Raw genomic sequence first — 22,536 nt, 5'->3', positions numbered from 1 at the left:
GCAGAGCCGCGAACCACAGGAAGAGGTGAACCCGTGCATTCGACCGCATGGCTGACCGCTGGCCACACACGCAAGGCGGCCTCGGTGGTCCTGCTGTCCTGCCTCGTCTCAGGCCTCAGCCTCGTCCAACCCCTCGTCGTCCACAGGGTGATGGCGCAGACCAGTGACCTGGACAGCCTGCCGCTCCCAGCAGTGTGGGCACTGGCGGTCGTGCTACTGGGTCTTGTCACCGCGATCGCCGTGAAGGCGGTCGTGCAGGCATCGCTCGCCGAGGACATCGCGCTCGAACATCGGCGCGGCATCGTGGAGGACGTCGCCCGCGCCGATGCCGACAGCATGGAGCGGTCCCGCGGCTCGGACCATCTCACGTGTGTGACCAGTGATGTCGAGGCCGTCAAGAACACGGTGTCCGCCGGCGCACTCGACATCCCAGCCCAGCTGTTGCTGTCGGGCGTCGCCCTCGCGGCCATGGTCGTGTTCGATCCGCTCGGATTCCTGATGGCCCTCGGTGCCGTCGCCGTGCTGGGCACCATCGCCATGGCCAGCGGTCACCGAGTGAACCGGCTCACCCGCGACCGGCAGGAAGCGATCTCGAATGCGACGGCGGACGTGGACGCCCTCATCCGTGAGCACCGCGCCCTGACCCACCGGAACCTCCAGGGCGAACGCGCGCTCGCCGCACTCGGCCACTTCGTCGACGCCGGCCGGCACGGCCGCGGCATCGGCCGAGTACGCGGTCTGATGGCCCCTCTGAACGAACTCGCCGTGTCGATCGCCCTCCTTCTGCTCCTCGGCGTCGGCGGGCTGCGCGTGGCCGCCGGCGTCCTGCCGCTCGAGAACCTCGTGACCTTCGTGCTCTACTTCGGCCTCCTCGCAGGGCCCGCCGCCACCGTGTCCAACGGCGTGCTCGCCTGGCAGGAGGGACGCGCGGCTGCGGGCCGAATCGCCGAGCGCCGTCACGCGCTGAGGGTCGACCGACGGCTGCCTCCGCTGTCATCCGATCGCTGGCATCACATCGACGCTGTCCCGTTGCGCGGCCAGCTCTCGCTCGACCGAGTCTCAGTGCCGGGCCGTGACCCCCGCACTCCGCGCCTGGATCATGTCAGCGCAGACTTCCCGAGCGGCGGGTTCACTGCCGTCGTGGGCCGGTCGGGAGCCGGCAAGACCACACTCCTCGAACTCCTGACACGGCGGATCACGCCGTCTGAGGGCCGCGTGCTGTTGGACGGGCAGCCCGTCGAGGACATCGACCTGATGGACTATCGGGCCCGGCTCGGGATCGTCGAACAGGAGCAGACCCTCTTGCTGGGAGCCGGACCGGAGTCCATCGCCGCGGTACCGGGGCTGGCCTCACTGGTCGAAGACATCCGCCGCGGTGAGGGCGATTCCTCGAGTCCGCGGCACTCGGGTGGGGAACGCCAGCGGCTCGCCATCATGTCCGCCCTCACCCGCGGAGCGGACCTGCTCCTGATGGACGAACCGACCTCTCAGCTGGACGGCGTCGCCGAGCGCAACGTGGTGGACCTTGTCCGCCAGCGCCCCACGGGCACGACCGCCGTGGTGATCGCTCATCGCCTGACCACGGTTCGCGACGCAGACCAGATCCTCGTCATGGACAGGGGAAGGATCGCCGACCGTGGAACCCACGAGGAGCTCTGGACCCGCTGCACGGCCTACCGTGCCCTGTGGGAGGAGCCGGTACCGCAGGCGGCCTCTCTCACTTCCGTCTAAGGAGCCGAAGGGTCGGAGAAGAACCTCGCCGGAACATACACGCCCAACGCAGAAGGAGAGAACGATGAAATCCAACACACTCCGGGCCACCCAGACGCACCGACCGTTGACCAGGCGGTCCTGGCTTCTGGCGGGGCTCGCCGTCGTCTTGGCACTCGTCTCCGCAGTCGGAATCGTCCTCACGCAGCAGGGCTCGGGTCATCGCACAGTTGCGGACTCCCTGGATGCCGGCAGCTTCGGCCCGTTGCTGGCCGTCGGCGGCGCCTGCCTGGGACTCGTGATCCTGGTGATCGCCATGGTTGTCACGGCGGTCCAAGCGGGTGACGCACGCACGGTGAGCGGTGGAGACCTGCGCGGACGGGTCCTGTTGATCATGGGCGGGGGCCTGCTGGTCTCCTTCCTGGTGTGGGTGTCCGCAGTGACCGGATGGGCGCTGCTCAGCTGACTGGCTGATCGCTCCACTCCGGAGGCGCCCCGGAACGCGACGGTTTCTTGAACGAAAGTGGCGCGGAACGCGACGGTTTCCCGAACGAAAGCGGGTGGGTCAGACGTGGGTGCCGTCCGCCTCCACCGAGATCCCCAGCTCGTTGCCCGGGATCGAGGCGAGCAGACGACGCGTGTACGGGTGCCGCGGGTTGGTGAAGACCTCCTCCGAGGAGGCCGCCTCCACCAGCTCGCCGTCCTTCATCACGCACACGTAGTCCGAGATGAGGCGGACCACCGCGAGGTCGTGGGAGATGAACAGGTAGCTCAGCCCCAGCTCGTCCTGCAGGTCCTTGAGCAGGTCCAGGATCTGGGCCTGGACGAGCACGTCGAGGGCGGAAACCGGCTCGTCGCACACGATCAGCTCCGGGTTCAGCGCCAGGGCGCGGGCGATGGACACGCGCTGGCGCTGACCGCCGGAGAGCTCGGTGGGATAGCGGCGGTAGAAGTGCTGCGGCAGGGCGACCTGGTCCATCAGCTCCAGCACCCGCTGACGGCGCTGCTTCGCGTTTCCCCTCCTGTAGGCCTGCAGCGGCTCCTCGATGATCCGCCCCACGGTGAACATGGGGTTCAGAGAGGAGAACGGGTCCTGGAACACCGCCTGCACGCGCTGACGGAAGTCCTTCAGCTCGCGGCCCTTCAGCCCCAGCACGTCCTTGCCGTCGAAGGTGATGGTGCCGGAGGTCGGCTCGATGAGCTTGAGCAGCATGCGGGCCGTGGTGGTCTTGCCGGAGCCGGACTCGCCCACGATGGACACCGTCTTGCCGCGCGGGATCTTCAGGGACACGTCCTTGGCGGCGTAGAAGTCGTCCTGGCCGCGGATCGGGTAGACCTTCGTGAGCCCGTCGATCTCCACCAGCGGGGTCAGGTCCCGCTTCTGGAACGCCACGGTGGAGATCGCCGCGGTGTCGTCCGGGGCGAGGTCCTCCGGGGCCGGGTCGAAGGACTCCGGCAGCAGGCGGGCCGCGGCCACGGACGGGGCCGCCTTCACCAGGGACTGCGTGTACGGGTGCTGCGGGGACTCCAGGATCTGCTTGGCATGCCCGTGCTCCACCACCTTGCCGCGGTGCATCACCACCAGGTGCTGCGCGCGCTCGGCGGCCAGCCCCAGGTCGTGGGTAATGAGCAGGACCGAGGAGCCGAGCTCCTTGGTCATCTCGTCGATCTGGTCCAGGATCACCTGCTGCACGGTCACGTCCAGCGCGGAGGTCGGCTCGTCCGCGATCAACAGCTTCGGACGGCAGGCCAGGCCGATGGCGATCAGCACGCGCTGGCGCAGGCCTCCGGAGAGCTCGTGCGGGTACTGCTTCGCCCGCTTGGCCGGGTCCGGGATGCCGGCCCGCTCCATGACCTCGAGGACCTTGGCCTTCACGTTCTGCTTCGTGGCCGCCTTGTGGGTCAGCAGGGTCTCGGCGATCTGCTGGCCCACCCGGGTCACCGGGTTCAGGTTGGACATGGGGTCCTGCGGGACCAGGCCGATCTGCCCGCCGCGGATGCGGCGCATCGTGGACTCCGGCATGCCGACCAGCTCCTGGCCGTCGAACATGATCGAGCCCGAGGACACCTTGCCGTTGCCGGCCAGCAGGCCGATGGCGGCCATCGCGGTGGTGGACTTGCCCGAGCCGGACTCGCCCACGATCGCCAGCGTGCCGCCGGCGGGCAGGGTGAGGTTCGCGTCCTCCACCGCATGCACGGAGCCGTGCATGGTGGAGAACTCGATGTTCAGGTCCTTGATCTGCAGCAGCGGGGCGCCGGCCGGGGCGTCCGCCACCGGCGCGTCCTGGGCCCGGGCGTGCTGGGCTGCGGCCGCTTCGCGGGCGGCGTCGTCTGCACGGTGTGCTCTCATCGTCCGATCACCTCGTGCGGGACTTGGGGTCGAGGGCCTCGCGCAGGGACTCTCCCAGCAGTGTGAAGCCCAGGGCGGTCAGTGCGATGCAGAGGCCCGGCAGGAACGCGAGCCACGGGGCGATGCCCAGCTCGGCCTGCGCGTAGGTCAGCATGCGGCCCCACTCGGCGGTCTCCGGACGACCGCCGCCGAGGCCCAGGAAGGACAGGGCGGCGGCGTCGATCACCGCGGTGGCCAGGGTCAGGGTGGCCTGCACGATCACCGGGCCGACCGAGTTCGGCAGCACGTGGGACATGGTGATGGTGCGGCGGGACAGGCCCAGGGTCTGGGCGGCCAGCACGTAGTCCTGGCCCTTCTGGGACAGCATCGAGGAGCGCAGCAGGCGGGCGAAGATCGGCACCTGGGACACACCGATCGCGATCATCACCGCGTTCGGGCTCTGGCCGAGCACCGCCGCGATCGACACCGCGAGCAGCAGGTTCGGCACGGACAGCAGGATGTCCACGATGCGCATGACCACGGAGTCCACCCAGCCGCCGAAGGCGCCGGCGAGCAGGCCCAGGGCCATGCCTCCGATCAGGCCGAGGGCGGTGGAGACGACGCCGATGATCAGGGACGCCTGGGCGCCCCAGATCAGCTTGGACAGGACGTCACCGCCGAAGCGGTCGAGGCCCAGCGGGTAGCCGTCGATCTCACCGGGTCCCGGGATGCTCCCCGGGGTGATCTCGCCGGCGCCCGGCACTGCGGTGCCCGGGTGCGGAGCGATCAGCGGGGCGAGCACCGAGACCAGCAGGAAGAGCACCACGATCACGAACCCCGCGATGGCCGCCGGGTTCCGGCGCAGCCGGATGAAAGCGTCCTTCCAGAGGCTCGTGCCGCGGGCGTCCATCCCAGGCTCGGAGGTCTTCTGCGTCTGGCCGGCGGCGACGCCCTGGTCCGCGGCGGAGTCGCCGCCGGGGGTCAGGTCGGCGCCGGGCGTGCCGGACGGGTTCGGGGGGAGGTTGACACTCATGAGACACGCACCCTCGGGTCGATCAGGCCGTACGAGACGTCCACGACCAGGTTGATGAGCGAGTAGATCAGGGCGACCAGGATGATGAAGCCCTGCAGCACCGGGAAGTCCAGGTTGAAGATCGCGTCCCAGAGGAACGATCCGATGCCGTTGAACGCGAACACCGTCTCGGTGAGCACGGCGCCGGAGATCAGCAGGCCCAGCTGCAGGCCGAGCGTGGTGACCACCGGGAGCATCGCGTTGCGCAGCACGAAGCGGTCGCGGATCAGGCGCGGGGCCAGGCCCTTGGCCTTCGCGGTGCGCACGTAGTCCGTGTTCTGCACCTCGAGCACGGAGGCGCGGGTGATGCGGGCGATGATCGCGAGCGGGATGGTGCCGAGCGCGATGCCCGGCAGGATCAGGTGGGTGAACGCGTTCCACGCCGCGTCGTACTCGCCCGTGATCAGGCCGTCGAACACGTAGAAGTTCGTGTAGTGGGTCGCGTCGATGCGGGCGTCCTGGCGCCCGTCAGTGGGCAGCCAGCCCAGCTCCACGGCGAAGACCCACTTGAGCAGGAACGCCAGGAAGAAGACCGGGACCACCACGCCGAGCAGGGAGAGCACCACGGCGAACTGGTCCTGCCACTTCCCCACGTGCTTCGCGGCCCAGTAGCCGAGCGGGATGCCCAGGGCCACGGCGAAGACGATTGCGAAGATCGACAGCTCGAGGGTGGCCGGGAAGCGAGCGATGAACTCGTCCATCACGGGCCGGCTGGTCAGGATCGAGTTGCCGAAGTCGCCCTGGAGCATCTTGCCCATGTACGTGACGTACTGCTCCAGGATCGGCTTGTCGAAGCCGTAGGCGGCGTTCACCCGGGCGACGGCCTCCGGGGTGGCCTTGTCGCCCAGCAGCGCGGTCGCGGGACCGCCCGGCAGGGCGCGGACCCACCAGAACAGCAGCAGGGACAGGCCGAAGAGGGTGGGGATCAACAGCAGCAGGCGCTTGCCGATCATTCTCAGCATTCCGGTTCCTCACGGAAGGTGCGGAGGGAGGCGGACGGGACGGGCCGTCGTCGTTCCTCCCCTCGGACGGGGTGACCTCCCCCAAACCCGGACATGCGCCGGGCGCATCAGGCGCCCGGCGCATGCACGGGACAAAGGGGTCAGGTCACTCGGAGAGCTCGATCTGGTTGTAGACCTCGTCGTTCACCGGGCTGGCCGGGTAGCTGGTCACGCGCTCGGAGAAGGCGAGCGACGGGGCCGGGTGGGCCAGCGGGATGGACGGGACGTACTCGGAGATCATCGTGTTGATCTCCTCGTACTTCGGGGTCTGCTCGTCCAGGTCCGGGATCTGGCGGGCCTCGGAGAGCGCCTTGAACAGCTCCGGGTTGTCGAAGCCGAACTCCGGCTTCTGGCCGCCGAAGAACACGCCCACGAAGTTGTCCGTGTCGTTGTAGTCGCCGGTCCAGCCGAGCAGGTGGATGCCGTGGTCGTCCGTGGCCTGGATCTGGTCCAGGTAGTCCGGGGACCACTTCTGCGGCTTGGCCTCGGTCTTGATGCCCACCTCCTCGAGCTGACCGGAGAGGTTGGAGAAGACCTGCTCCGGAGTCGGCATGTACGGGCGGGAGACGCCGGTCGGGTAGTTGAAGTCGAGGGTGAAGCCGTCCTCGTAGCCGGCCTCCTTCAGCAGCTGCTTCGCCTTCTCCGGGTCGTACTCGTACTTCTCCACATCCTCGGTGTAGCCGTTCACGGAGTCCGGGATGAAGTTGATCGCGGTCTTGGTTCCCTCCGGCAGGGTCTGCTTCACCAGGGCCTCCTTGTCGATCGCGTAGGCGATCGCCTGGCGGACCTTCACATCCTTCAGCTCCTCGTTCGCCTGGTTCAGGCCGAGGTAGAGGATGGTGAACGGATCGCGGTTCATCACGTTGAAGCCGGCGTCCTTGAGCGACTGCACGTCAGCCGGGGCCACGAGGTCGTAGCCGTCGATGCCGCCGGACTCGAGCGCCTGGCGGCGGGCCACCGGGTCGTCGATGACGCGGAAGTTGATCTTCTGGACCTGGCCCTGCTCGCCCCAGTAGTCCTCGTAGGCGGAGAGCTCGATGTTCTCGCCCACGTTCCACGTGTCGAACTTGAACGGGCCGGTGCCCACCGGGTGCTCGCGGGCGTACTCGGAGAGGGTCGGGGCCTCGGCGGAGCCGCTGATCTCGTCCGCGCCGTACTTCTCCATGGCGGTCGGGGACTGCATGGCGAACGCCGGCAGGGACAGCGAGGAGATGAATCCCGCGAACGGCTGCTTCAGCTTCACGGTGGCCTTGTGGTCCTCGGTGGCCTCGCAGGACTCGTACACGGCGTCCTCCGGCTTGTCCTTGAAGCCGCGGTAGAGCTTGCCGTAGTAGTACGCCAGGGATTCGGACTGGGCGATGCCCTCGAACTCGTACCAGCGGTCGAAGTTCGCGCAGACCGCCTCGGCGTTGAACTCCGTGCCGTCGTGGAACGTGACGTCCTTCTTCAGGGTGAACTCGTAGGTCAGGCCGTCCTCGGAGGACTCCCAGGACTCGGCGAGCAGGGGCGCCGGGTCCGCGGTGCCCTCCTTCACGCCCACGAGGCCTTCGAAGATCTGGCGGGACACGCGGAAGGACTCGCCGTCCGAGGCGAAGGCCGGGTCCAGGGTCTTGGGGTCCGAGGACGCGGCGAAGATGAACGTGCTGTCCACGTCCCCGTCGGTTCCTCCGCCGGTGTTGTCCCCGCGCTGGGACTCGGCGCAGCCGGCCAGGACGAGGGCTGCGGACGCGGTGACGGCCGCGGCGGCCAGGAAACGGCGCTTGGGGGTACGTGCGTGCATGGTGCCTCCATGTCGGCGCGAGTGGCCCCCGAGTGACGCTGATCACGTCCCGGGGCTGCCCGTGATCATACTCACACTCCACGCAAAGGATGAAGGCCCGCGGCGTGTTCCCTGTGGACAGGGCTGCTCTGACGCCCCTGCCGGACCCCCACGGACGCCGCCGCCCCGTCGGCCCCGGCGGCGAGCTGCTGCCGGACCGCTCCCGGACGGTTGGTGGTGAGCTCGTGCACCCCGTGGGAGACGAGGAACGCGACGTCCTCCGGCAGGTCCGGGGTCCACACGCGCAGCCGACGCCCGGCGGCCGTCCAGGCCTTCACGTCCGCGAGGTGACGGCGCACATACGCCACGGAGGGGCCGGCCAGCTGGGTGCCGCCGCCCCACACGAGGGCCTCGCAGCCGGCGAGCGCCTGCTGCATCGCGGCGCGCACGGCCACCCGGGTGACGGGGCCGCGGGCCAGGCGGGAGGCCGCCGGCTCCGGGTCCACGTCCACGAGGGCGCAGAGGGCGTCCGGCCCGGCCATCGGCGCCAGGTGCCGCAGGGAGCCGGGGTCGAAGGACATGAAGGACACCTGCACAGCGCCGAGCATGCCGGTCTCCGGGTCCCAGCCGTGGGCCACGAGCTCGGCGAGCACGCGCTCCTCGAGCTCGTGCCCGAACGGGGAGGGGTGCTTGAGCTCGACGGCCAGGCGCAGGGGCCGTCCGGCGGCTGCGGCGATCTCGAGCAGATCGGCGAAGCGCAGCAGCTGGTCCCGTGCCCGACCGTAGGCGGCGGGCAGGGACGCCGGATGCCAGGAGTGCACGTCCAGACGGCGCAGCTGGGCGAGGGTGTGCTCGGCGATCGGCCCGCTGCCGTCCGAACACCGGTCCACCGTGGGGTCGTGCCAGCAGACGAGCTCGCGGTCCCGGGTCAGGCGGACGTCGCACTCGAGGCCGTCCGCGCCCACGGCGAGGGCGTGCAGGTAGGCGGCGCGGGTGTGTTCGGCGTAGTCGGCGGACGCGCCCCGATGGGCGATCACCAGCGGTGTCATGCCGTGCACGCTACGAGCCCGGGACGAACGGGCGGTGAACGCAGGCCATGCCCCCGGCCACGGGACGGCGGACACTCGGGCCCACGGCGTCCGGCAGGGCTGGTTCAATGGTCGTCATCCCAGGTCGCCGCCGGATCGGAGCACCTCCTTCCCCGACGACGGCCCGCACCCTCCCGTCCCGTCTCGCCGCCGTCGGCGGCGGGCCGGTCCGCCTCGCCCCCAGGAGCCCATCGTGAGCACCTCCCCCGCCTCCGGCACCCCGGCCCTCGGCATGGCTGGGATGGACCCGGCCGTGGACGGCCGCGCCCGCGACCTGCGCCGCATGAAGGCGGTGGCCACCGGCCTGCTGGTCGTCCTGGCGGTCGTGTTCGTGGTCGCGTTCGTGCTGCAGGAGCAGTACCCGTGGCTGTCCTTCGTGCGCGCCGCGGCCGAGGGCGGCATGGTGGGCGCGCTCGCGGACTGGTTCGCGGTGACCGCCCTGTTTCGCCACCCGATGGGCGTGCCCGTGCCCCACACCGCCCTGATCCCGCGGAAGAAGGACCAGCTGGGCGCGGCGCTGAAGGACTTCGTCCAGGAGAACTTCCTGGACTCGGACGTGGCCCGGGAGAAGGTGCAGTCCCTGCAGGTGTCCGCCCCGCTGGGGCGCTGGCTGCGCACGGAGGAGAACGCCGCCCGCGTGGCCGTCCAGGTCTCCGCCGTCGCCCGCCGGACCGTGGCCGCCGCGGACGACGAGGTCATCCAGGACCTGCTCGGCCAGCTCGTGCAGCGGCACATGGTGGAGCCGGACTGGTCCCCCACGCTCGCCGGCGTGCTGGAGGACGTGCTGGCCGGACGACACCACGACACGCTCGTGGACCTGATCGTGGAGAACACCGGAGACTGGATCGCCTCCCACCCCGAGGTCATCCTGGAGACCGTGAAGAAGAGGTCCCCGGAGTGGAGCCCGGACCTGGTGGACCGGCTGCTGGCCGAGCGCCTGCACGCCGAGCTGCTCAAGTACCTCGCCGGCGTCCGCCGGGACCGGCGCCATGAGGCGCGCCGCTCCGTGGACCAGTGGCTCGCCCAGGTGGCCGAGCGCATGCGCACGGACCGGGCGACCCGCGCGTCCGTGGAGCGCCTCAAGCGGAACCTCTTCGCGGACGAGCACCTGCGGGACTGGCTGCGCCGCGCCTGGAACGGCCTGTCCGAGTCCCTGCTGCGGGCCCTGGAGGACACGTCCTCGGACCTGCACCGCGCCCTCGTGAACGGGCTGCGGGACCTCGGCGGCCGCCTCGAGGAGGACCCGGAGGTCCGGGAGCGCGTGGACTCCCTGGCCCGTCAGGCCGCCGCTTCGGCACTGACCGAGTACGGCCCGGAGCTGACCGGCGTGATCGAGGAGACCGTGCAGCGGTGGGACGGCGAGCAGACCGCCCGCACCCTCGAGCTCTTCGTGGGCAAGGACCTGCAGTTCATCCGCATCAACGGCTCCGTGGTGGGCGCGCTGGCCGGCCTGGTGATCCACACCCTGGCCACGGTCCTGCTCTAGCCCCCGGCACGAGGGAGGGGCACGACGCACGGCCACGGCGGGTGTCCGTCGTCGTCCCCTTCCGCAGGCGCCTGCCCGGGCGGTGGTGCCGGGGAACCGGCCGTCAGGCCTTCTTGTCCTTCCTGCGGCCGAAGCGGCCCTTGAGGCCGGCGACAAAGCCCTCGCCCTCCTCCTCGGCGGGCTTGCCGTCCACCGGGGAGGCCACCTGGTTGCCCTCCAGGTCCACCTGGCCGGCGAGCTCCTTCTGCGCCTTCTCCTCGAGGGCATTGAGCTCCTTTTCGTCCTGCTCCGGGTCGGTGGTCGGGTCCACGACCTCGCCGGGGAGGGTGGCCGGGACCGGGCCGAACAGGGTCTGCGCGGACTTCACCACGGTCTTGCCCATCGCCCGGTTGCCGACGCCGCCGATCACGGCACCGACGCCGAACGGGACCGCACGGCCGAGGAAGCCGGCGCCCTGGCGGACGAGGATCTTCCGCATGAACTTCTTCTTCATCTGCTGGACGAGGAGCTCGGACATGCCGCCCTGGCCGCCGATGCCCATGATCGCGGACAGGCCCGCGGCGTTCGCCGCACCGCCGGGGAGGGGGGCGCCGGTGCGCTGGCCGGAGGCGAAGTCGCGCAGCATCTTCCTGCCGTCGTCGCCGAGCATCACGGCCATGACAAGGGCCTCGGCACGCTGCGGATCGTCCATGGTGATGCCGTGCAGCTCCGCGATGGACTGGGCGTACAGGGCGGTGGTCTCCATGAAGCCCACCACCGCGGCGGCGGACAGGCCGAGCGCGGCCACCGTGCCGATGCCCGGGATGATCGCGGTGCCGCCCACGGCGGCGCCGGCGCCGGTGACGGCCAGCAGGTACTGGTCCGTCAGGCGGTCCGCGATCTGCGCCGGGGTCTCGTCCGGGTGCTTGCGGTGCAGGCGGCGGATGTTGGCCAGCACGAGCGGGCGCTGGACCTTGATAGCACGCTGCACGGTCCGCTGGAACCCGTCGGTCGGGTTGCCGTCCTTGTCGAATGCACTGTTCATCGCGACGTTCATCGCCTTCCCACCGGCGAGGCGTCCGAGCATGGAGTTCTTTGCCATGGGCGCCACAGTAGTGCCCGGGGCCGCTGCGGGAGCAGGGCTGAGGGGCCTTGTGCGCTGAGGGCGTGACGGACCGGAGGGCAGGGCCCGCCACGGGGCATGCGCCTGCACCGCGGGGGGCTCCCGGCTCGCACCGGCCGGACCTGCACGCCTCAGGAGGCGAGCACGTGCTCCAGGAAGATCTTCACGTCCCGGCCCATCTCCGGGCTGACCGAGTGCAGGATGCCCGGGTAGGTGCGGGCGGTGAGCCGGGTGTGCTCGTGCACCCAGTGGTCCGTGTAGGCGATCGCACCGTCGTGGATGACGGGGTCGGCCGGGTCCCGGCCCCAGAAGAAGGGGCGCGGCCCGGGGCCCTCCGGGGGCGAGTCGAGGGTCGACAGGAGGGCGTCCTGGAGGACGAATCCGGCCAGCCCCACGCCGCAGGCGAAGGCCTCGGGGCGGACCCGGATGGCCGTCGTCGCCATGGCCATGCCCTGGGAGAAGCCGAGCACGGAGACGGACCGGAAGCGGTGGCGGGTCACGGCCTCGTCCGCGAGGACGTCGTAGACGCGGTGCACGGCGGCGAGGACCTGGGAGAACTCGCCCTTCAGACTCAGGTCCAGCAGGAACCAGCCCCAGGCGCCCGGGTCGTCCGGCAGCCCCTCCGTGGCTCCGGCGTCGATCTCGAGCCCGCCGCGGAGGGCGAGCCCGGTGCAGCGTTCGGGGAGCATCGGGAAGAGGCGTGCACCCGCGCGCCGCTCGTTCGAGCCGTACCCGTGGAAGACGAGGACCAGGTCAGTGCCGTCCCGCTCCGCGGCGGGGCGGGACCAGAGCGCGTGGACTCCGGATTCGAGGCGTTCTGAAGCTGGCAGGGCGGTCCCGGACATGGTGCAATCGTAGCCGTGACAAAGCACACGTCTGCCCAGGCCTCCGCCGTCGTGGCGCCGCGGCCGCCGTTCGAGAAGTACACGGCCGCGCTCCGGCGCATGCAGAACGAGCTGCCCCCTGCGCCCGTCGCCCTGCTGGACATCACGGCCTTCCTCGCCAACGCCGCGGACATGGTCCGCCGCGCCGCGGGCACGCCGATCCGCGTGGCCTCCAAGTCCCTGCGCATCCGCAGGGCCATCGAGGCCGCCCTCGGCGAGGACGGCTTCTCCGGCATCATGGCCTTCACCCTGGCCGAGGCCCTGTGGCTGCAGGAGTGCGGCCACACGGACCTGCTGGTCGCCTACCCCACCGTGGACCGTCCGGCCCTGCACGCCTGGGTCCGCTCCGCCGAGGCCCGCGCCGCGATCACCGTGACGGTGGACTCGCCCGAGCACCTCGAGCTGATCGAGCAGGTCCAGCGCGAGGCCGGCCTGCACCCCTCCCAGTCCACCGGCGAGATGCCGCCGCTGCGCCTCTGCCTGGACCTGGACGCCGCCTGGCAGCCGACCGCCGTCCCCTGGCTCCGCGTCGGCGCCCTCCGCTCACCCGTGAAGACCCCGAAGCAGGCGCGCGTGATGGCGGAGAAGATCCTCGGCGCCCCCGGCTGCTCCCTGGTGGGCGTGCTCGCCTATGAGGGCCAGGTGGCCGGCCTGCCGGAGGGCGGCGGACCCCGCTCCCTGGCGATCCGAGGCATCAAGGCCGCCTCCATCCGGGACCTGGCCTGCCGCCGGGTGGAGATGGTGCAGGCGATCCGCGAGGTCACCGCCCGCCACGGCGTGCAGCTGGAGTTCGTCAACGGCGGCGGCACCGGCTCGATCGAGTCCACGGTCGCCGAAGGGGCGGTCACCGAGGTCGGCGCCGGCTCCGGCCTGCTGGGGCCGGCCAGCTTCGACGCCTTCGCGCACTTCACCGTCCGCCCCGCGAGCTTCTTCATCTGCCCGGTGGCGCGGCGCACCGACCCGACCACCGTCACCGTCACCGGCGGCGGCTGGATCGCTTCCGGCGTGCCGGGGCCGGACCGCTCCCCCACCGTGGCCTGGCCGGAGGGCCTGTCCCTCTCCGGGCAGGAGGGCGCCGGCGAGGTGCAGACCCCGCTGCGCGGCACGGCCGCCCGCGGGATGAAGCTCGGCGACCCGGTGTTCTTCCGCCACGCGAAGGCCGGCGAGCCTGCCGAGCACCTGTCCGCCGTGGCCGTCTACTGCCGCGTGGAGGACGAGATCGTGGACGTCTGGCCCACCTACCGCGGCGAGGGGAAGGTCTTCCTGTGAGCGCATCGTCAGCAGGGACGCCGACCCGCCCCACCGCCTACAACTGGTGCCGGTCCCAGTCGTGGACGCCGTCGGCTGTCGTCCGTCCCGCCGGAGTCGAGGAGCTCGCCTCGGCGGTGGAGCAGGCGGCTGCGCGCGGCGGGCGGGTGAAGCCCATCGGCGCCGGACACTCCTTCTCCCCCGTCGCCGCCACGGACGACGTGCAGCTGGACCTCGGCGCGCTGACCGGCCTCACGGGGATCGACCGCCAGGCAGGCCGGGTGCGGGTGCGCGCCGGCACGCGCCTGTCCGCGCTCGGCCCGCTGCTCGGCGCCCACGGGCTCGCCCTGGCGAACATGGGTGACATCGACCGGCAGACCCTCGGCGGAGCGATCAGCACCTCCACCCACGGCACCGGCCTCGGGCACACCGGCTACTCGGGCATGGTCACGGGCCTGGAGATCCTCACCGCGGACGGTCGCCTGCGCCGCGTGGACGCGGCCCACGAGCCCGAACTGTTCGAGGCCGCCCGGGTGAGCCTGGGAGCACTCGGGGTGGTCACCGAGGTGGAGCTCGCCGTGTGCGAGTCCTTCCTGCTGCGCGCCGAGGAGCGCGCCGAACCGATCGACGAGACCGTGGCCCGCTTCCGGGAGCGCTCCCGCACCGCCGACCACCACGAGTTCTACTGGTTCCCGGGCTCGGGCGTGGGGCTGACCAAGCTGAACACCCGCCTTCCCCTCGGCTCGGGGCTGGACCCGCTGCCGCCGCTGCGCACGAAGGTCATGGACGGGCTGCTCGCCAACGGCGCCTACGAGCTCATGTGCCGGCTGGGTGCCGCCGTGCCGCGCACCGTGCCCGTGCTGAACGGGATCGCCTGCCGCGGCCTGGACCAGCGCACCTACACGGACGTCTCCTACAACGTGTTCGTGGCGGACCGCTCCGTGCGGTTCACGGAGATGGAATACGCGATGCCGCTGGAGCACTTCGAGGAGGCCTTCGCCGGGCTCCGCGAGATCTGCGCCGGCATGTTCCGGGACGGCCGCGGAGTCTCCTTCCCCGTGGAGGTCCGCACCGCCGCCGCGGACGACGTCTGGCTGTCCACCGCGCACGGCCGGGACTCCGTGTACATCGCCGTGCACCGCTACCACCGTGAGGACCCGACCGACTACTTCCGCGAGGTCGAGGACCTGTTCGTCTCCCTGGGCGGCCGCCCGCACTGGGGCAAGATGAACACCCGCGACGCCGCCTGGGCCGCGCAGGCCTACCCGCATCACGCGGACTGGTGCTCCGTTCGCGACGCCGTGGACCCGCAGCGCGTCTTCACCAACGCCTACGTGGACCGGCTGTTCGGGCCCTGACGCTCCCGAGGCGAGGACACGGCCCCGGTGACGGCACACGTCACGGCGGCGGGACCGTCGTCGTGAAGCGGGGGCGTCCGGCCGTCAACCGTGGCAAGGGACGACGACGGCCCCTCACTTCGCGGGCAAGGGGCCGTTCCGCGCCGCGTGGGCGCGGGTGCTCGGTGGGCCCTGCGGGGATCGAACCCGCGACCGGCGGATTAAAAGTCCGATGCTCTGCCAACTGAGCTAAAGGCCCGTCGCCCGGTGCTCGCACCGGGCCTCTCGAGCCTACCGCAGGGCACCGGCCCGCCGTGGGAGAGTACCGTGGGGCTCCCGCCCACGATCGTGAGAAGGAGTCCGCCCATGGCCGTCCACCGCGCCACCTCCGGACGGGGAGCCAGCTCGACCGCGTCCCGGCCGGTCCGCCACCATCGTCCGCGGATGTCCACGCCGGACGAGCTGGCCCGGTTCGCCGGCGGAGAAGACCCGGCCGAGGTCTCCGCCGCCGCCTCCCGCCTGGCCCATGCCCTCGTCACGGGCGGGCAGACGGAGGACGACCCGCAGGTGGTCGAGCGGCTCATCGGGCTGGTCGAGGAGGTGGGGATCGCCACCGTGGCGGAGCTCTGGGCGGACGCGCCGGCCGTCTCCCTGGCCGGGGCACTCTGGCGCCTCTACGCCCTGCACGAGGCCACCGCGCGGGACGGCGAGTCCTGGGCCGCCTGGTACCGGGCAGGCCATGACGCCCACGTGGCCCGCGCGGTCGCCGGGGCCGTGGAGCCGCCGGGGCCGGAGGAACTGCGTCGCCTGACCACCACGATCCTCACCGGTGCCTACCGTGCCGAGATCGACGTGGCCTTCGAACGCGCCGCCGCCTACGCCCGTGTGGTCTCCCTCGGCCAGACCCGCCACGCGGAGGACCTGGAGATCGCCGCCCCCGCACACGCCGTACGCCTCACGCGCCGTGCCGAGCGGCTGCTGGGCACCGCGGAGGCGCTCGAGGACTCGGCTCGTGGCTGGCGTGACGGATCGCTAGACTGACAGACAGCGGTGCCGGGCTGCTGGTAACCCCGGGCTCCAACATTCTGCCGCTGCGAGCGGCCATCCGCCGAGAGGCGTTCCCGGTCCGGCACCGCGCCCCCCCTTCCACCGCACCCACGCCGGCCGCAGACGGCGCCGGCAGCCGCCGGGCCGCCGGCCCGAGACCCGTCAGGAGAGGCCCCATGGCGCAGCGCCGGACCTGGCTGACCACCCGCGACACCCCGGCCCTGATCCACATGGCGGACCTCGCCGGCGCACTCGGCCGCTCCGTCCACGTTGTGGCCCAGTCCCCCGTCTCCGAGGGGTCCTCCCGAGACGCCGTGGACCGCGACCTCGCGAACCTGGACGCCTCCGCCTCCGCCTCCCTCATGGCCTTCCTCACAGCGCTGCGCAGCGCCTACGTCACCCCCCTGCCCCGCGAAGACCTGTACCTGCTCGCCTCCGGAATCCACCACGCCGTGCAGCGTGTGGTGACCGCCGGCTTCCTGGTGCACCACGGTCGCATGGACGACCTGCCGGCCGAGGCCCTGGACATGCTGGAGACCATCGGCCGCCAGTCCGAGCTGCTCACGGACGCCACCGAGCAGCTCCGGGACCTGGACGCCCTGGAGGAGACCTGGATCCAGCTCACCCGCGCCTCCCGCCGCACGGACCGGGTGCTCGTGCAGTGGCTCGCCTCCTTCGGCGAGGACCTGCTGCAACGCGAATTCAACCGCCGGCGCGAGGTCGCCTGGGCGCTGCAGTCCGCCATCGAGGCCCTGCGCGATGTGAACACGCACCTCGGTGCCGTCCTCGTGCGCGAGTCCTGAGGCCGCCACCGTGCTCCTCGGCCTCACCCTGAGCTTTGTGGCCATCTGCGGCCTCGGCGTCCTCACTGGCTTCCGCGACGCCCCGAACTCCGTGGCCCTCGCGGTCCGCTTCCGCTCCCTGTCCCCGCGCATCTCCCTGCAGCTCACCGCCGCCATGAAGGCGCTCGGCGTCCTCTTCGGCACCACCCTGATGACGTTCTACGCGGCGTTCTTCCTGCACCCGGAGACCAACGGCTGGCCGGGCCTGGCCACCACCGGCATCGCCATCCTCGTGACGATCGGCTGGGGCCTGCTCATGTGGTGGCGCCGCATCCCCGGATCCACCACGCACTCCCTGATCTCCGCCCTCTGGGGCACCACGATCGCCGCGCACCTGACGGTGGGCAGCGATCAGATCGAGCAGGTCGTCTCCTTCGTCCAGTGGGAGCTGCTCGTGGGCCTGCTGATCTCCCCGCTCATCGCCTGGGCCTTCGCGCGTCTGCTGACCCGCCCCCTGCTGCGGCTCGGAACCACCGGCTCCACCGTCCGCGTCCAGCACCGCGCCCGGCTCGCCCTGGCGATCTCCACGTCCGCCTCCGCGTTCGGCCACGGCATGCAGACCGGCCAGCGCATGGGCATCCTCTGGGCCCTGGTCCTGGCCAGCGCCGGCGCGCGCGAGCTCGCGGCCCTGCCTCCGGCGCAGCTCTGGGCCTGCGCGGGCGCGTTCGCCCTGGCCACAGCGATCGGCACCCTGGGCGGAGCCTGGCGCATCTCCTGGACCCTCACCGAGCGGCTCGTCTCCCTGGACCCGCTGCGCGCCTCCGTGGCCGCCGGCACCGCCGCCGCCTGGCTGTTCTTCGGAACGCTGCTGCTGCACATGCCGATGTCCTCCACCCACATGACGGTCGCCTCGATCGTCGGCGCCGGCCAGGACCAGACCTTCGCCTCGGTCCGCTGGGGCCAGCTGGCCCGCGTCTTCCTGTGGTGGCTCGCCACCCCGGCCGTCTGCCTGGTGCTGTCCTTCATCCTCGCCGGCGGCGTCCTCGTCCTCGCCTGAGCCGGCGTCCCGGCCTGCCGTTTCGGGGACCCGCCGGCCGTTTTGGGGACCGACCTCCCGTTTCGGGGATACAACACGGCCACGTTCTGCGATCTCAACCCCGTGTCTGCCCCTCAAACCGTGGAGGGTGGGTCCTTTGGACAGTGAGGAGACGACGACGGCTCCGTCGCCTCGAGAAGGCGACGGAGCCGACGTCGTGGTGTGCTTCCCGAAGGGGAGGCGGCGGCGATCAGCCGAAGCGGCCGGAGACGTAGTCCTCGGTCTGCTGGTTCGAGGGGTTGTTGAAGATGACGTTGGTCTCGTCATACTCGATGAGCTTGCCCGGCTTGCCGACGCCCGCGATGTTGAAGAACGCGGTCTTGTCCGCCACACGGGCGGCCTGCTGCATGTTGTGGGTCACGACGATGACCGTGTACTTCTCCTTCATCTCGTTGATGAGGTCCTCCACGGCGAGGGTGGAGATCGGGTCCAGGGCCGAGCAGGGCTCGTCCATGAGGATCACATCCGGGGACACGGCGATGGTGCGGGCGATGCAGAGGCGCTGCTGCTGGCCGCCGGAGAGGCCGGAGCCCGGCTTGTCCAGGCGGTCCTTGACCTCGTTCCAGAGGTTCGCGCCGCGCAGGGACTTCTCCACGATCGAGTCCGCCTCGGAACGGCCCAGGCGAGTGCCGTTGAGCTTGTATCCGGCCAGCACGTTCTCCCGGATCGACATGGTCGGGAACGGGTTCGGACGCTGGAACACCATGCCGATCTGCGAACGGACGGCCACCGGGTCCACGCCCTGGCCGTAGATGTCCTCGCCGTCGAGCAACAGGGAACCCTCGACGTGGGCGCCCGGGAGCACCTCGTGCATGCGGTTGATGGCGCGCAGGAAGGTGGTCTTGCCGCAGCCGGACGGGCCGATGAAGGCGGTGACGGAGCGGGGGGCGATGTCGATGTTCACGCCCTCGACGGCCTTGAACTTGCCGTAGAAGACGTCGACGTCGATGGCCTGGATGCGCTTGGACATGTGCGGTTTTCCTTCTGGGGAGTCGCTGTGGAGCGGGAGTCTGTGCGGGGCTGTAGGGCCGGCGCGGAGGCATGGGTCTCCGCGCCGATCCCGGTCAGCGGCCCGTCTTCGGGGCGAACGCCTTGGCGATCACGCGTGCGATCAGGTTCAGGCCCATGACGATCACGATGAGGACCAGGGCCGCGGCCCACGCGCGCTGGAGCGACGGGTCGGTGGCGGTCGGGGACGTCGGGGCCACGAGCTGACGGTAGATGAACACCGGCAGGGCGGTCATCCATTCGTCGAACGGGTTCCAGTTGATGTTCATCGCGTAGCCCGCGGTCACCAGGATAGGCGCGGTCTCACCGGCCACACGGGCGATCGCGAGGGTGACGCCGGAGGCGATGCCGGAGATCGCCGTCGGCAGGACCACCTTGAAGATGGTGCGCCACTTGCGCACGCCCAGCGCGTAGGAGCCCTCGCGCAGCTCGTTCGGGACCACGCGCAGCATCTCCTCGGTGGAGCGGACCACCACCGGGATCATCAGCACGGACAGCGCGATGGCTGCCGAGAAGCCCATCTTCACAGCCTGCATGGCCGCCGGGCCCGGACCGAGGATGCGCTCCATGACGACCTGCATCATCGCGAAGGAGAAGAGGCCCGCCACGATCGAGGGGATGCCGGTCATCACGTCCACGAAGAAGATGATGGCGCGGGAGAACCAGTTGTCCCGGCTGTACTCCACCAGGTAGATGGAGGTCAGCAGGCCGATCGGCACGGAGATCACGGTGGCGATCAAGGTGATCATCACGGTGCCGATCAGAGCGTGGACGAAGCCGCCCGGCAGTCCGCCGGCCGGGGAGCCGCCGTCGGCGTAGGCCGCGTCGTCCGCGCCGGTGACACCGGCCATGTCGAACAGCAGCAAGTGGGGCTGGGTGACCAGGGTCGGCAGGCCGGTGCCCACCACAGACCAGATCACGGAGACCAGCGGGACCAGGGCGACGAGGAAGGTCCCCCAGACCAGGTTGCGCCACAGGTTGTCCGTGGCGCGGCGCCTCGTCTCCAGGAAGTGGTCGACGATGTACATGCCCACCACGTAGAGGATGCCCAGCAGGACGGCGAAGCCCCCGACGGAGAAGCCTCCGCCGGTGAGCAGGAAGGTCAGCCCGGCGGCGACCGCCAGGGCTCCGGCCAGGACGGCCATCCAGGTCCACGAGGGCTTCTGACCGGAGGTCAGCGAGGACCGCTGCACGCGGATCTTCTCCTCCTCCCCGCGGCGCTGGCCGCGGTCGCCGGGGGTGGTCCCGGTCTCGGCCGGAGTGTGGTTCACAGTCGAGTTCATCAGTTGGCCCCCGAGAATTCCTTGTGCTTGTTCACGATCCAGCGGGCGATCATGTTCACCACCAGGGTGATGATGAACAGCATCAGGCCCGCGGCGATCAGCTCGTTGAGACGGATGCCGAAGGCCTCCGGGAAGTTCAGTGCGATCTCGGACGGGATCGTGGCGTTGCGGCCGGACTGGACCATGGACCAGGTGAACACGCCCGGGGACAGGACCAGGGTGACGGCCATGGTCTCACCGAGCGCACGGCCCAGGCCGAGCATGACCGAGGAGACGATGCCGGCGCGGGCGAACGGGAAGACGGTCATCTTGATCATCTCCCAGCGGGTGGCGCCGAGGCCCAGCGCGGCCTCCTCGTGCAGCTTCGGGGTCTGGGAGAAGATCTCGCGGCACAGGGCGGTGATGATCGGGAGGATCATGACCGCCAGGACCACACCGGAGGTCATCAGCGTGCGACCGGTGGTGGTGACGTCGCCGCCGAAGATCGGCAGCCAGCCCAGGTACTCGTGCAGCCACCGGTAGATCGGCACCATGAGCGGGGCGAGGGTGAGCCAGCCCCACACGCCGTAGACCACCGAGGGGATCGCGGCGAGCAGATCGATGACGTAGCCGACCGGCTGGGCGATCTTCGGCGGTGCGTAGTGAGAGATGAACAGCGCGACGCCCACGGCGATCGGGGTGGCGATCAGCAAGGCGGCCATCGCGGCCATCACGGTGCCCGCCATGAGCGGCCACACATACTGGAAGAAGGTGTCCGCGGACTTCAGTTCCTTGTCGAACGCCTCCGGGAACAGGGCCGGCAACGACTTCCAGACGAGGAAGATCGCCACGAAGGCGAGCACCAGCAGGATGATGATGCCCGCGGCGAGGGCCAGACCGGAGAAGACCTTGTCCCCGGCGACACCGCCGCGTGAGGTCTTCAGGGTCGAGGCCCGCGGGGCTGCGGTCTCGGGTGCAGGTGAGGTCACGATGCCTTCCCTTGTGTCAGTGGTGGAGCGGACCCGTCGGCGCAGGCCCACAGTGGGGATGGAGCAATGCCGGGGCCCTGTCCACGGCGTCAGCCGTCGACCCCGTTTGACACGGGGCCGACGGCTGACGGCGGCGTCACAGCGCGCAGTGGATCAGGCCAGGCGGGTCAGCCCTGGGCGGCGATCGCGTCGATGCGCTCCTGGGCGGCCTTGCGGGTCTCCTCGGAGATCGGGGCGTTGCCCGCGGACTCCTCCGAGGCCTTCTGGCCGTCCTCGGAGATCACGTAGGACGCGAAGGCCTTGACCTGGTCGGCGGTCTCCTGGTCCTGGTACTCGTTGCAGTAGATGTGGTAGGAGACGAGGACGATCGGGTAGACGCCCTCCTCCTCGGTGGCGCGGTCCAGCTCGATGGAGCCGTCCTCCTTGGCCTCGGACTTGTCCACGGTGGCGGCGGCGGCCTCGGAGGAGTACTCGACGTACTCCTCGCCGACCTTCACCTTCACGGTGTTCATGTCGCCGGTGGCGGAGGCGTCGGCGTAGGTGATCGCACCGTCGGTGTCGGAGGCCAGACCCACGACACCCTTAGTGCCCTGAGCGGACTCGGCCTGGATCTCGGACGGCCAGGTCTCGATCTCATCGTACTTCCAGGCGTCGCCGGCGGCCTCGGTGAGGTAGGCGGTGAAGTTCTCGGTGGTGCCCGAGTCGTCGGAGCGGTGGACGACGGTGATGTCCTTCTCCGGCAGCTCGACGCCCTCGTTCTGGTCAGCGATGGCCGGGTCGTTCCACTTGGTGATCTCACCGGAGAAGATCTTGGCGATGGTCTCGGCGTCCATCTGGACGCCCTCGACGCCGTCGAGGTTGTAGGCCACGGCGATCGGGGAGATGTAGGCCGGCACGTGGAACGCGCCCTTCTCGCCACAGACCTCGGTGGGGTCCTCGTCCTCGCCCATGGCGGCGTCAGAGCCGGCGAAGGAGTACTGGCCGGACAGGAAGCCCTCACGACCGTTGCCGGAACCCACCGGATCATACTTCACGGTCAGCTCGGGGGCCTCGTCGGAGACACCGGCGGTCCACGCACCCATGGCTGCCTCCTGCGACGAGGCACCGCCGCCGGTCAGGGTGCCCGAGGCCTGCGAGGCCTCCTCCTTGCCCTTGCCGTTCTCGGAGTCGGAGTCGCCATTGTCGGCGGAGGAGCAGGCGGTCAGGGCCAGGGCGGCAACGGACAGGAGGGCCGCGGCGCGGCCTGCACGAAGAGTCTTCATCGGGAAGTGCCCCTTTCGGAGGTCGGATGACAGTGGTGGCGGGAGCCGGTGTCAGCAACGTGGATCGCCTGGGG

The 22,536-nt window shown here is 70.6% G+C and carries 19 protein-coding genes and 1 tRNA gene; 8 read left to right on the top strand and 12 right to left on the bottom strand.

Annotation, left to right across the window (positions count from 1 at the left end; all coding sequences use genetic code 11):
* Positions 1–33 precede the first annotated feature (33 nt).
* Both FM125_RS04110 and FM125_RS04105 read left to right on the top strand, forming a co-directional pair.
* Complete coding sequence (locus tag FM125_RS04110) at positions 34–1,731, top strand: ABC transporter ATP-binding protein (RefSeq protein WP_067191039.1); 1,698 nt, start codon at positions 34–36, stop codon at positions 1,729–1,731.
* Between the two features lie 64 nt (positions 1,732–1,795).
* Positions 1,796–2,176, top strand: coding sequence for a hypothetical protein (locus FM125_RS04105; RefSeq protein WP_067191037.1), 381 nt, complete (start codon positions 1,796–1,798; stop codon positions 2,174–2,176).
* A gap of 99 nt (positions 2,177–2,275) precedes the next feature.
* On the opposite strand, the gene FM125_RS04100 is transcribed toward FM125_RS04105, so the two are convergent.
* The 5 genes from FM125_RS04100 to FM125_RS04080 form a co-directional block, all read right to left on the bottom strand.
* Complete coding sequence (locus FM125_RS04100) at positions 2,276–3,919, bottom strand: ABC transporter ATP-binding protein (RefSeq protein ID WP_425435782.1); 1,644 nt, start codon at positions 3,917–3,919, stop codon at positions 2,276–2,278.
* Positions 3,920–4,067: 148 nt separating this feature from the next.
* Positions 4,068–5,072 (bottom strand): ABC transporter permease, encoded by a 1,005-nt coding sequence (locus FM125_RS04095; RefSeq protein WP_087133728.1) that lies wholly within the window; start codon positions 5,070–5,072, stop codon positions 4,068–4,070.
* On the bottom strand, positions 5,069–6,073 hold the full coding sequence (locus FM125_RS04090; RefSeq protein ID WP_087133727.1) for an ABC transporter permease: 1,005 nt from the start codon (positions 6,071–6,073) through the stop codon (positions 5,069–5,071). The genes FM125_RS04095 and FM125_RS04090 overlap by 4 nt, the downstream gene beginning before the upstream one ends.
* 145 nt (positions 6,074–6,218) lie before the next feature.
* Positions 6,219–7,892, bottom strand: coding sequence for an ABC transporter substrate-binding protein (locus tag FM125_RS04085; protein WP_087133726.1), 1,674 nt, complete (start codon positions 7,890–7,892; stop codon positions 6,219–6,221).
* Between the two features lie 71 nt (positions 7,893–7,963).
* The gene (locus FM125_RS04080) at positions 7,964–8,920 is read right to left on the bottom strand and encodes a glycerophosphodiester phosphodiesterase family protein (RefSeq protein WP_087133725.1); all 957 of its coding nucleotides are present in this window, start codon (positions 8,918–8,920) and stop codon (positions 7,964–7,966) included.
* Positions 8,921–9,152: 232 nt separating this feature from the next.
* On the opposite strand from FM125_RS04080, the gene FM125_RS04075 reads away from it, so the two are divergent.
* Positions 9,153–10,445, top strand: coding sequence for a DUF445 domain-containing protein (locus tag FM125_RS04075; RefSeq protein ID WP_245829788.1), 1,293 nt, complete (start codon positions 9,153–9,155; stop codon positions 10,443–10,445).
* A 103-nt stretch (positions 10,446–10,548) separates the two neighbouring features.
* Here the strand turns inward: FM125_RS04075 and FM125_RS04070 are convergent, their stop codons facing one another.
* Both FM125_RS04070 and FM125_RS04065 read right to left on the bottom strand, forming a co-directional pair.
* Positions 10,549–11,526: a hypothetical protein gene (locus FM125_RS04070; protein WP_143745215.1), complete on the bottom strand. Its 978-nt coding sequence runs from the start codon at positions 11,524–11,526 to the stop codon at positions 10,549–10,551.
* A gap of 152 nt (positions 11,527–11,678) precedes the next feature.
* On the bottom strand, positions 11,679–12,392 hold the full coding sequence (locus FM125_RS04065; RefSeq protein WP_087133723.1) for an alpha/beta hydrolase: 714 nt from the start codon (positions 12,390–12,392) through the stop codon (positions 11,679–11,681).
* Positions 12,393–12,407: 15 nt separating this feature from the next.
* On the opposite strand from FM125_RS04065, the gene FM125_RS04060 reads away from it, so the two are divergent.
* Entirely contained in the window at positions 12,408–13,700 is a 1,293-nt protein-coding gene (locus FM125_RS04060) for an alanine racemase (protein WP_245829786.1), read from the top strand.
* On the top strand, positions 13,697–15,037 hold the full coding sequence (locus FM125_RS04055) for a D-arabinono-1,4-lactone oxidase (protein WP_087133722.1): 1,341 nt from the start codon (positions 13,697–13,699) through the stop codon (positions 15,035–15,037). The genes FM125_RS04060 and FM125_RS04055 overlap by 4 nt, the downstream gene beginning before the upstream one ends.
* A 165-nt stretch (positions 15,038–15,202) precedes the next feature.
* Here the strand turns inward: FM125_RS04055 and FM125_RS04050 are convergent.
* Positions 15,203–15,275, bottom strand: a tRNA-Lys gene (locus FM125_RS04050).
* A gap of 107 nt (positions 15,276–15,382) precedes the next feature.
* Here FM125_RS04050 and FM125_RS04045 point away from each other — a divergent pair.
* The 3 genes from FM125_RS04045 to FM125_RS04035 all read left to right on the top strand — a co-directional run bounded on the left by FM125_RS04045 (position 15,383) and on the right by FM125_RS04035 (position 17,902).
* Positions 15,383–16,057 (top strand): hypothetical protein, encoded by a 675-nt coding sequence (locus FM125_RS04045; RefSeq protein ID WP_070638622.1) that lies wholly within the window; start codon positions 15,383–15,385, stop codon positions 16,055–16,057.
* A gap of 182 nt (positions 16,058–16,239) precedes the next feature.
* Entirely contained in the window at positions 16,240–16,866 is a 627-nt protein-coding gene (locus tag FM125_RS04040) for a hypothetical protein (protein WP_087133721.1), read from the top strand.
* A 10-nt stretch (positions 16,867–16,876) separates the two neighbouring features.
* Positions 16,877–17,902 (top strand): inorganic phosphate transporter, encoded by a 1,026-nt coding sequence (locus FM125_RS04035; RefSeq protein WP_087133720.1) that lies wholly within the window; start codon positions 16,877–16,879, stop codon positions 17,900–17,902.
* 229 nt (positions 17,903–18,131) lie between these two features.
* On the opposite strand, the gene pstB is transcribed toward FM125_RS04035, so the two are convergent.
* The 4 genes from pstB to pstS all read right to left on the bottom strand — a co-directional run bounded on the left by pstB (position 18,132) and on the right by pstS (position 22,462).
* Positions 18,132–18,911 carry a phosphate ABC transporter ATP-binding protein PstB gene (gene pstB, locus FM125_RS04030; RefSeq protein ID WP_087133719.1) on the bottom strand — a complete coding sequence of 260 codons (780 nt, stop codon included), beginning with the start codon at positions 18,909–18,911 and terminating at the stop codon, positions 18,132–18,134.
* 94 nt (positions 18,912–19,005) lie between these two features.
* Positions 19,006–20,094, bottom strand: a complete 1,089-nt coding sequence (pstA, locus tag FM125_RS04025; RefSeq protein WP_087133737.1) for a phosphate ABC transporter permease PstA — start codon at positions 20,092–20,094, stop codon at positions 19,006–19,008.
* Positions 20,095–20,231: 137 nt separating this feature from the next.
* Positions 20,232–21,200, bottom strand: a complete 969-nt coding sequence (gene pstC, locus FM125_RS04020) for a phosphate ABC transporter permease subunit PstC (RefSeq protein ID WP_087133718.1) — start codon at positions 21,198–21,200, stop codon at positions 20,232–20,234.
* Between the two features lie 167 nt (positions 21,201–21,367).
* Positions 21,368–22,462, bottom strand: coding sequence for a phosphate ABC transporter substrate-binding protein PstS (gene pstS, locus FM125_RS04015; protein ID WP_087133717.1), 1,095 nt, complete (start codon positions 22,460–22,462; stop codon positions 21,368–21,370).
* Positions 22,463–22,536 lie beyond the last annotated feature (74 nt).

The organism is Micrococcus lylae (genome assembly GCF_900163825.1).
GTDB classification, from domain to species: Bacteria; Actinomycetota; Actinomycetes; order Actinomycetales; family Micrococcaceae; genus Micrococcus; species Micrococcus lylae.
Note: the sequence above shows the minus strand (reverse complement) of the source record. Positions and strands in the feature narration are given on the sequence as shown.

Excerpts from the sequence above, each read along its gene's own strand:
- FM125_RS04070 (WP_143745215.1), bottom strand. The coding sequence starts at position 11,526 with ATGGCAAAGAACTCCATGCTCGGACGCCTCGCCGGTGGGAAGGCGATG.
- FM125_RS04105 (WP_067191037.1), top strand. The coding sequence starts at position 1,796 with ATGAAATCCAACACACTCCGGGCCACCCAGACGCACCGACCGTTGACC.
- FM125_RS04045 (WP_070638622.1), top strand. The coding sequence starts at position 15,383 with ATGGCCGTCCACCGCGCCACCTCCGGACGGGGAGCCAGCTCGACCGCG.
- FM125_RS04040 (WP_087133721.1), top strand. The coding sequence starts at position 16,240 with ATGGCGCAGCGCCGGACCTGGCTGACCACCCGCGACACCCCGGCCCTG.
- FM125_RS04100 (WP_425435782.1), bottom strand. The coding sequence starts at position 3,919 with ATGCACGGCTCCGTGCATGCGGTGGAGGACGCGAACCTCACCCTGCCC.
- FM125_RS04080 (WP_087133725.1), bottom strand. The coding sequence starts at position 8,920 with ATGACACCGCTGGTGATCGCCCATCGGGGCGCGTCCGCCGACTACGCC.
- pstA (WP_087133737.1), bottom strand. The coding sequence starts at position 20,094 with ATGGCCGTCCTGGCCGGAGCCCTGGCGGTCGCCGCCGGGCTGACCTTC.
- pstS (WP_087133717.1), bottom strand. The coding sequence starts at position 22,462 with ATGAAGACTCTTCGTGCAGGCCGCGCCGCGGCCCTCCTGTCCGTTGCC.
- FM125_RS04095 (WP_087133728.1), bottom strand. The coding sequence starts at position 5,072 with ATGAGTGTCAACCTCCCCCCGAACCCGTCCGGCACGCCCGGCGCCGAC.
- FM125_RS04085 (WP_087133726.1), bottom strand. The coding sequence starts at position 7,892 with ATGCACGCACGTACCCCCAAGCGCCGTTTCCTGGCCGCCGCGGCCGTC.
- pstB (WP_087133719.1), bottom strand. The coding sequence starts at position 18,911 with ATGTCCAAGCGCATCCAGGCCATCGACGTCGACGTCTTCTACGGCAAG.
- FM125_RS04090 (WP_087133727.1), bottom strand. The coding sequence starts at position 6,073 with ATGCTGAGAATGATCGGCAAGCGCCTGCTGCTGTTGATCCCCACCCTC.
- FM125_RS04065 (WP_087133723.1), bottom strand. The coding sequence starts at position 12,392 with ATGTCCGGGACCGCCCTGCCAGCTTCAGAACGCCTCGAATCCGGAGTC.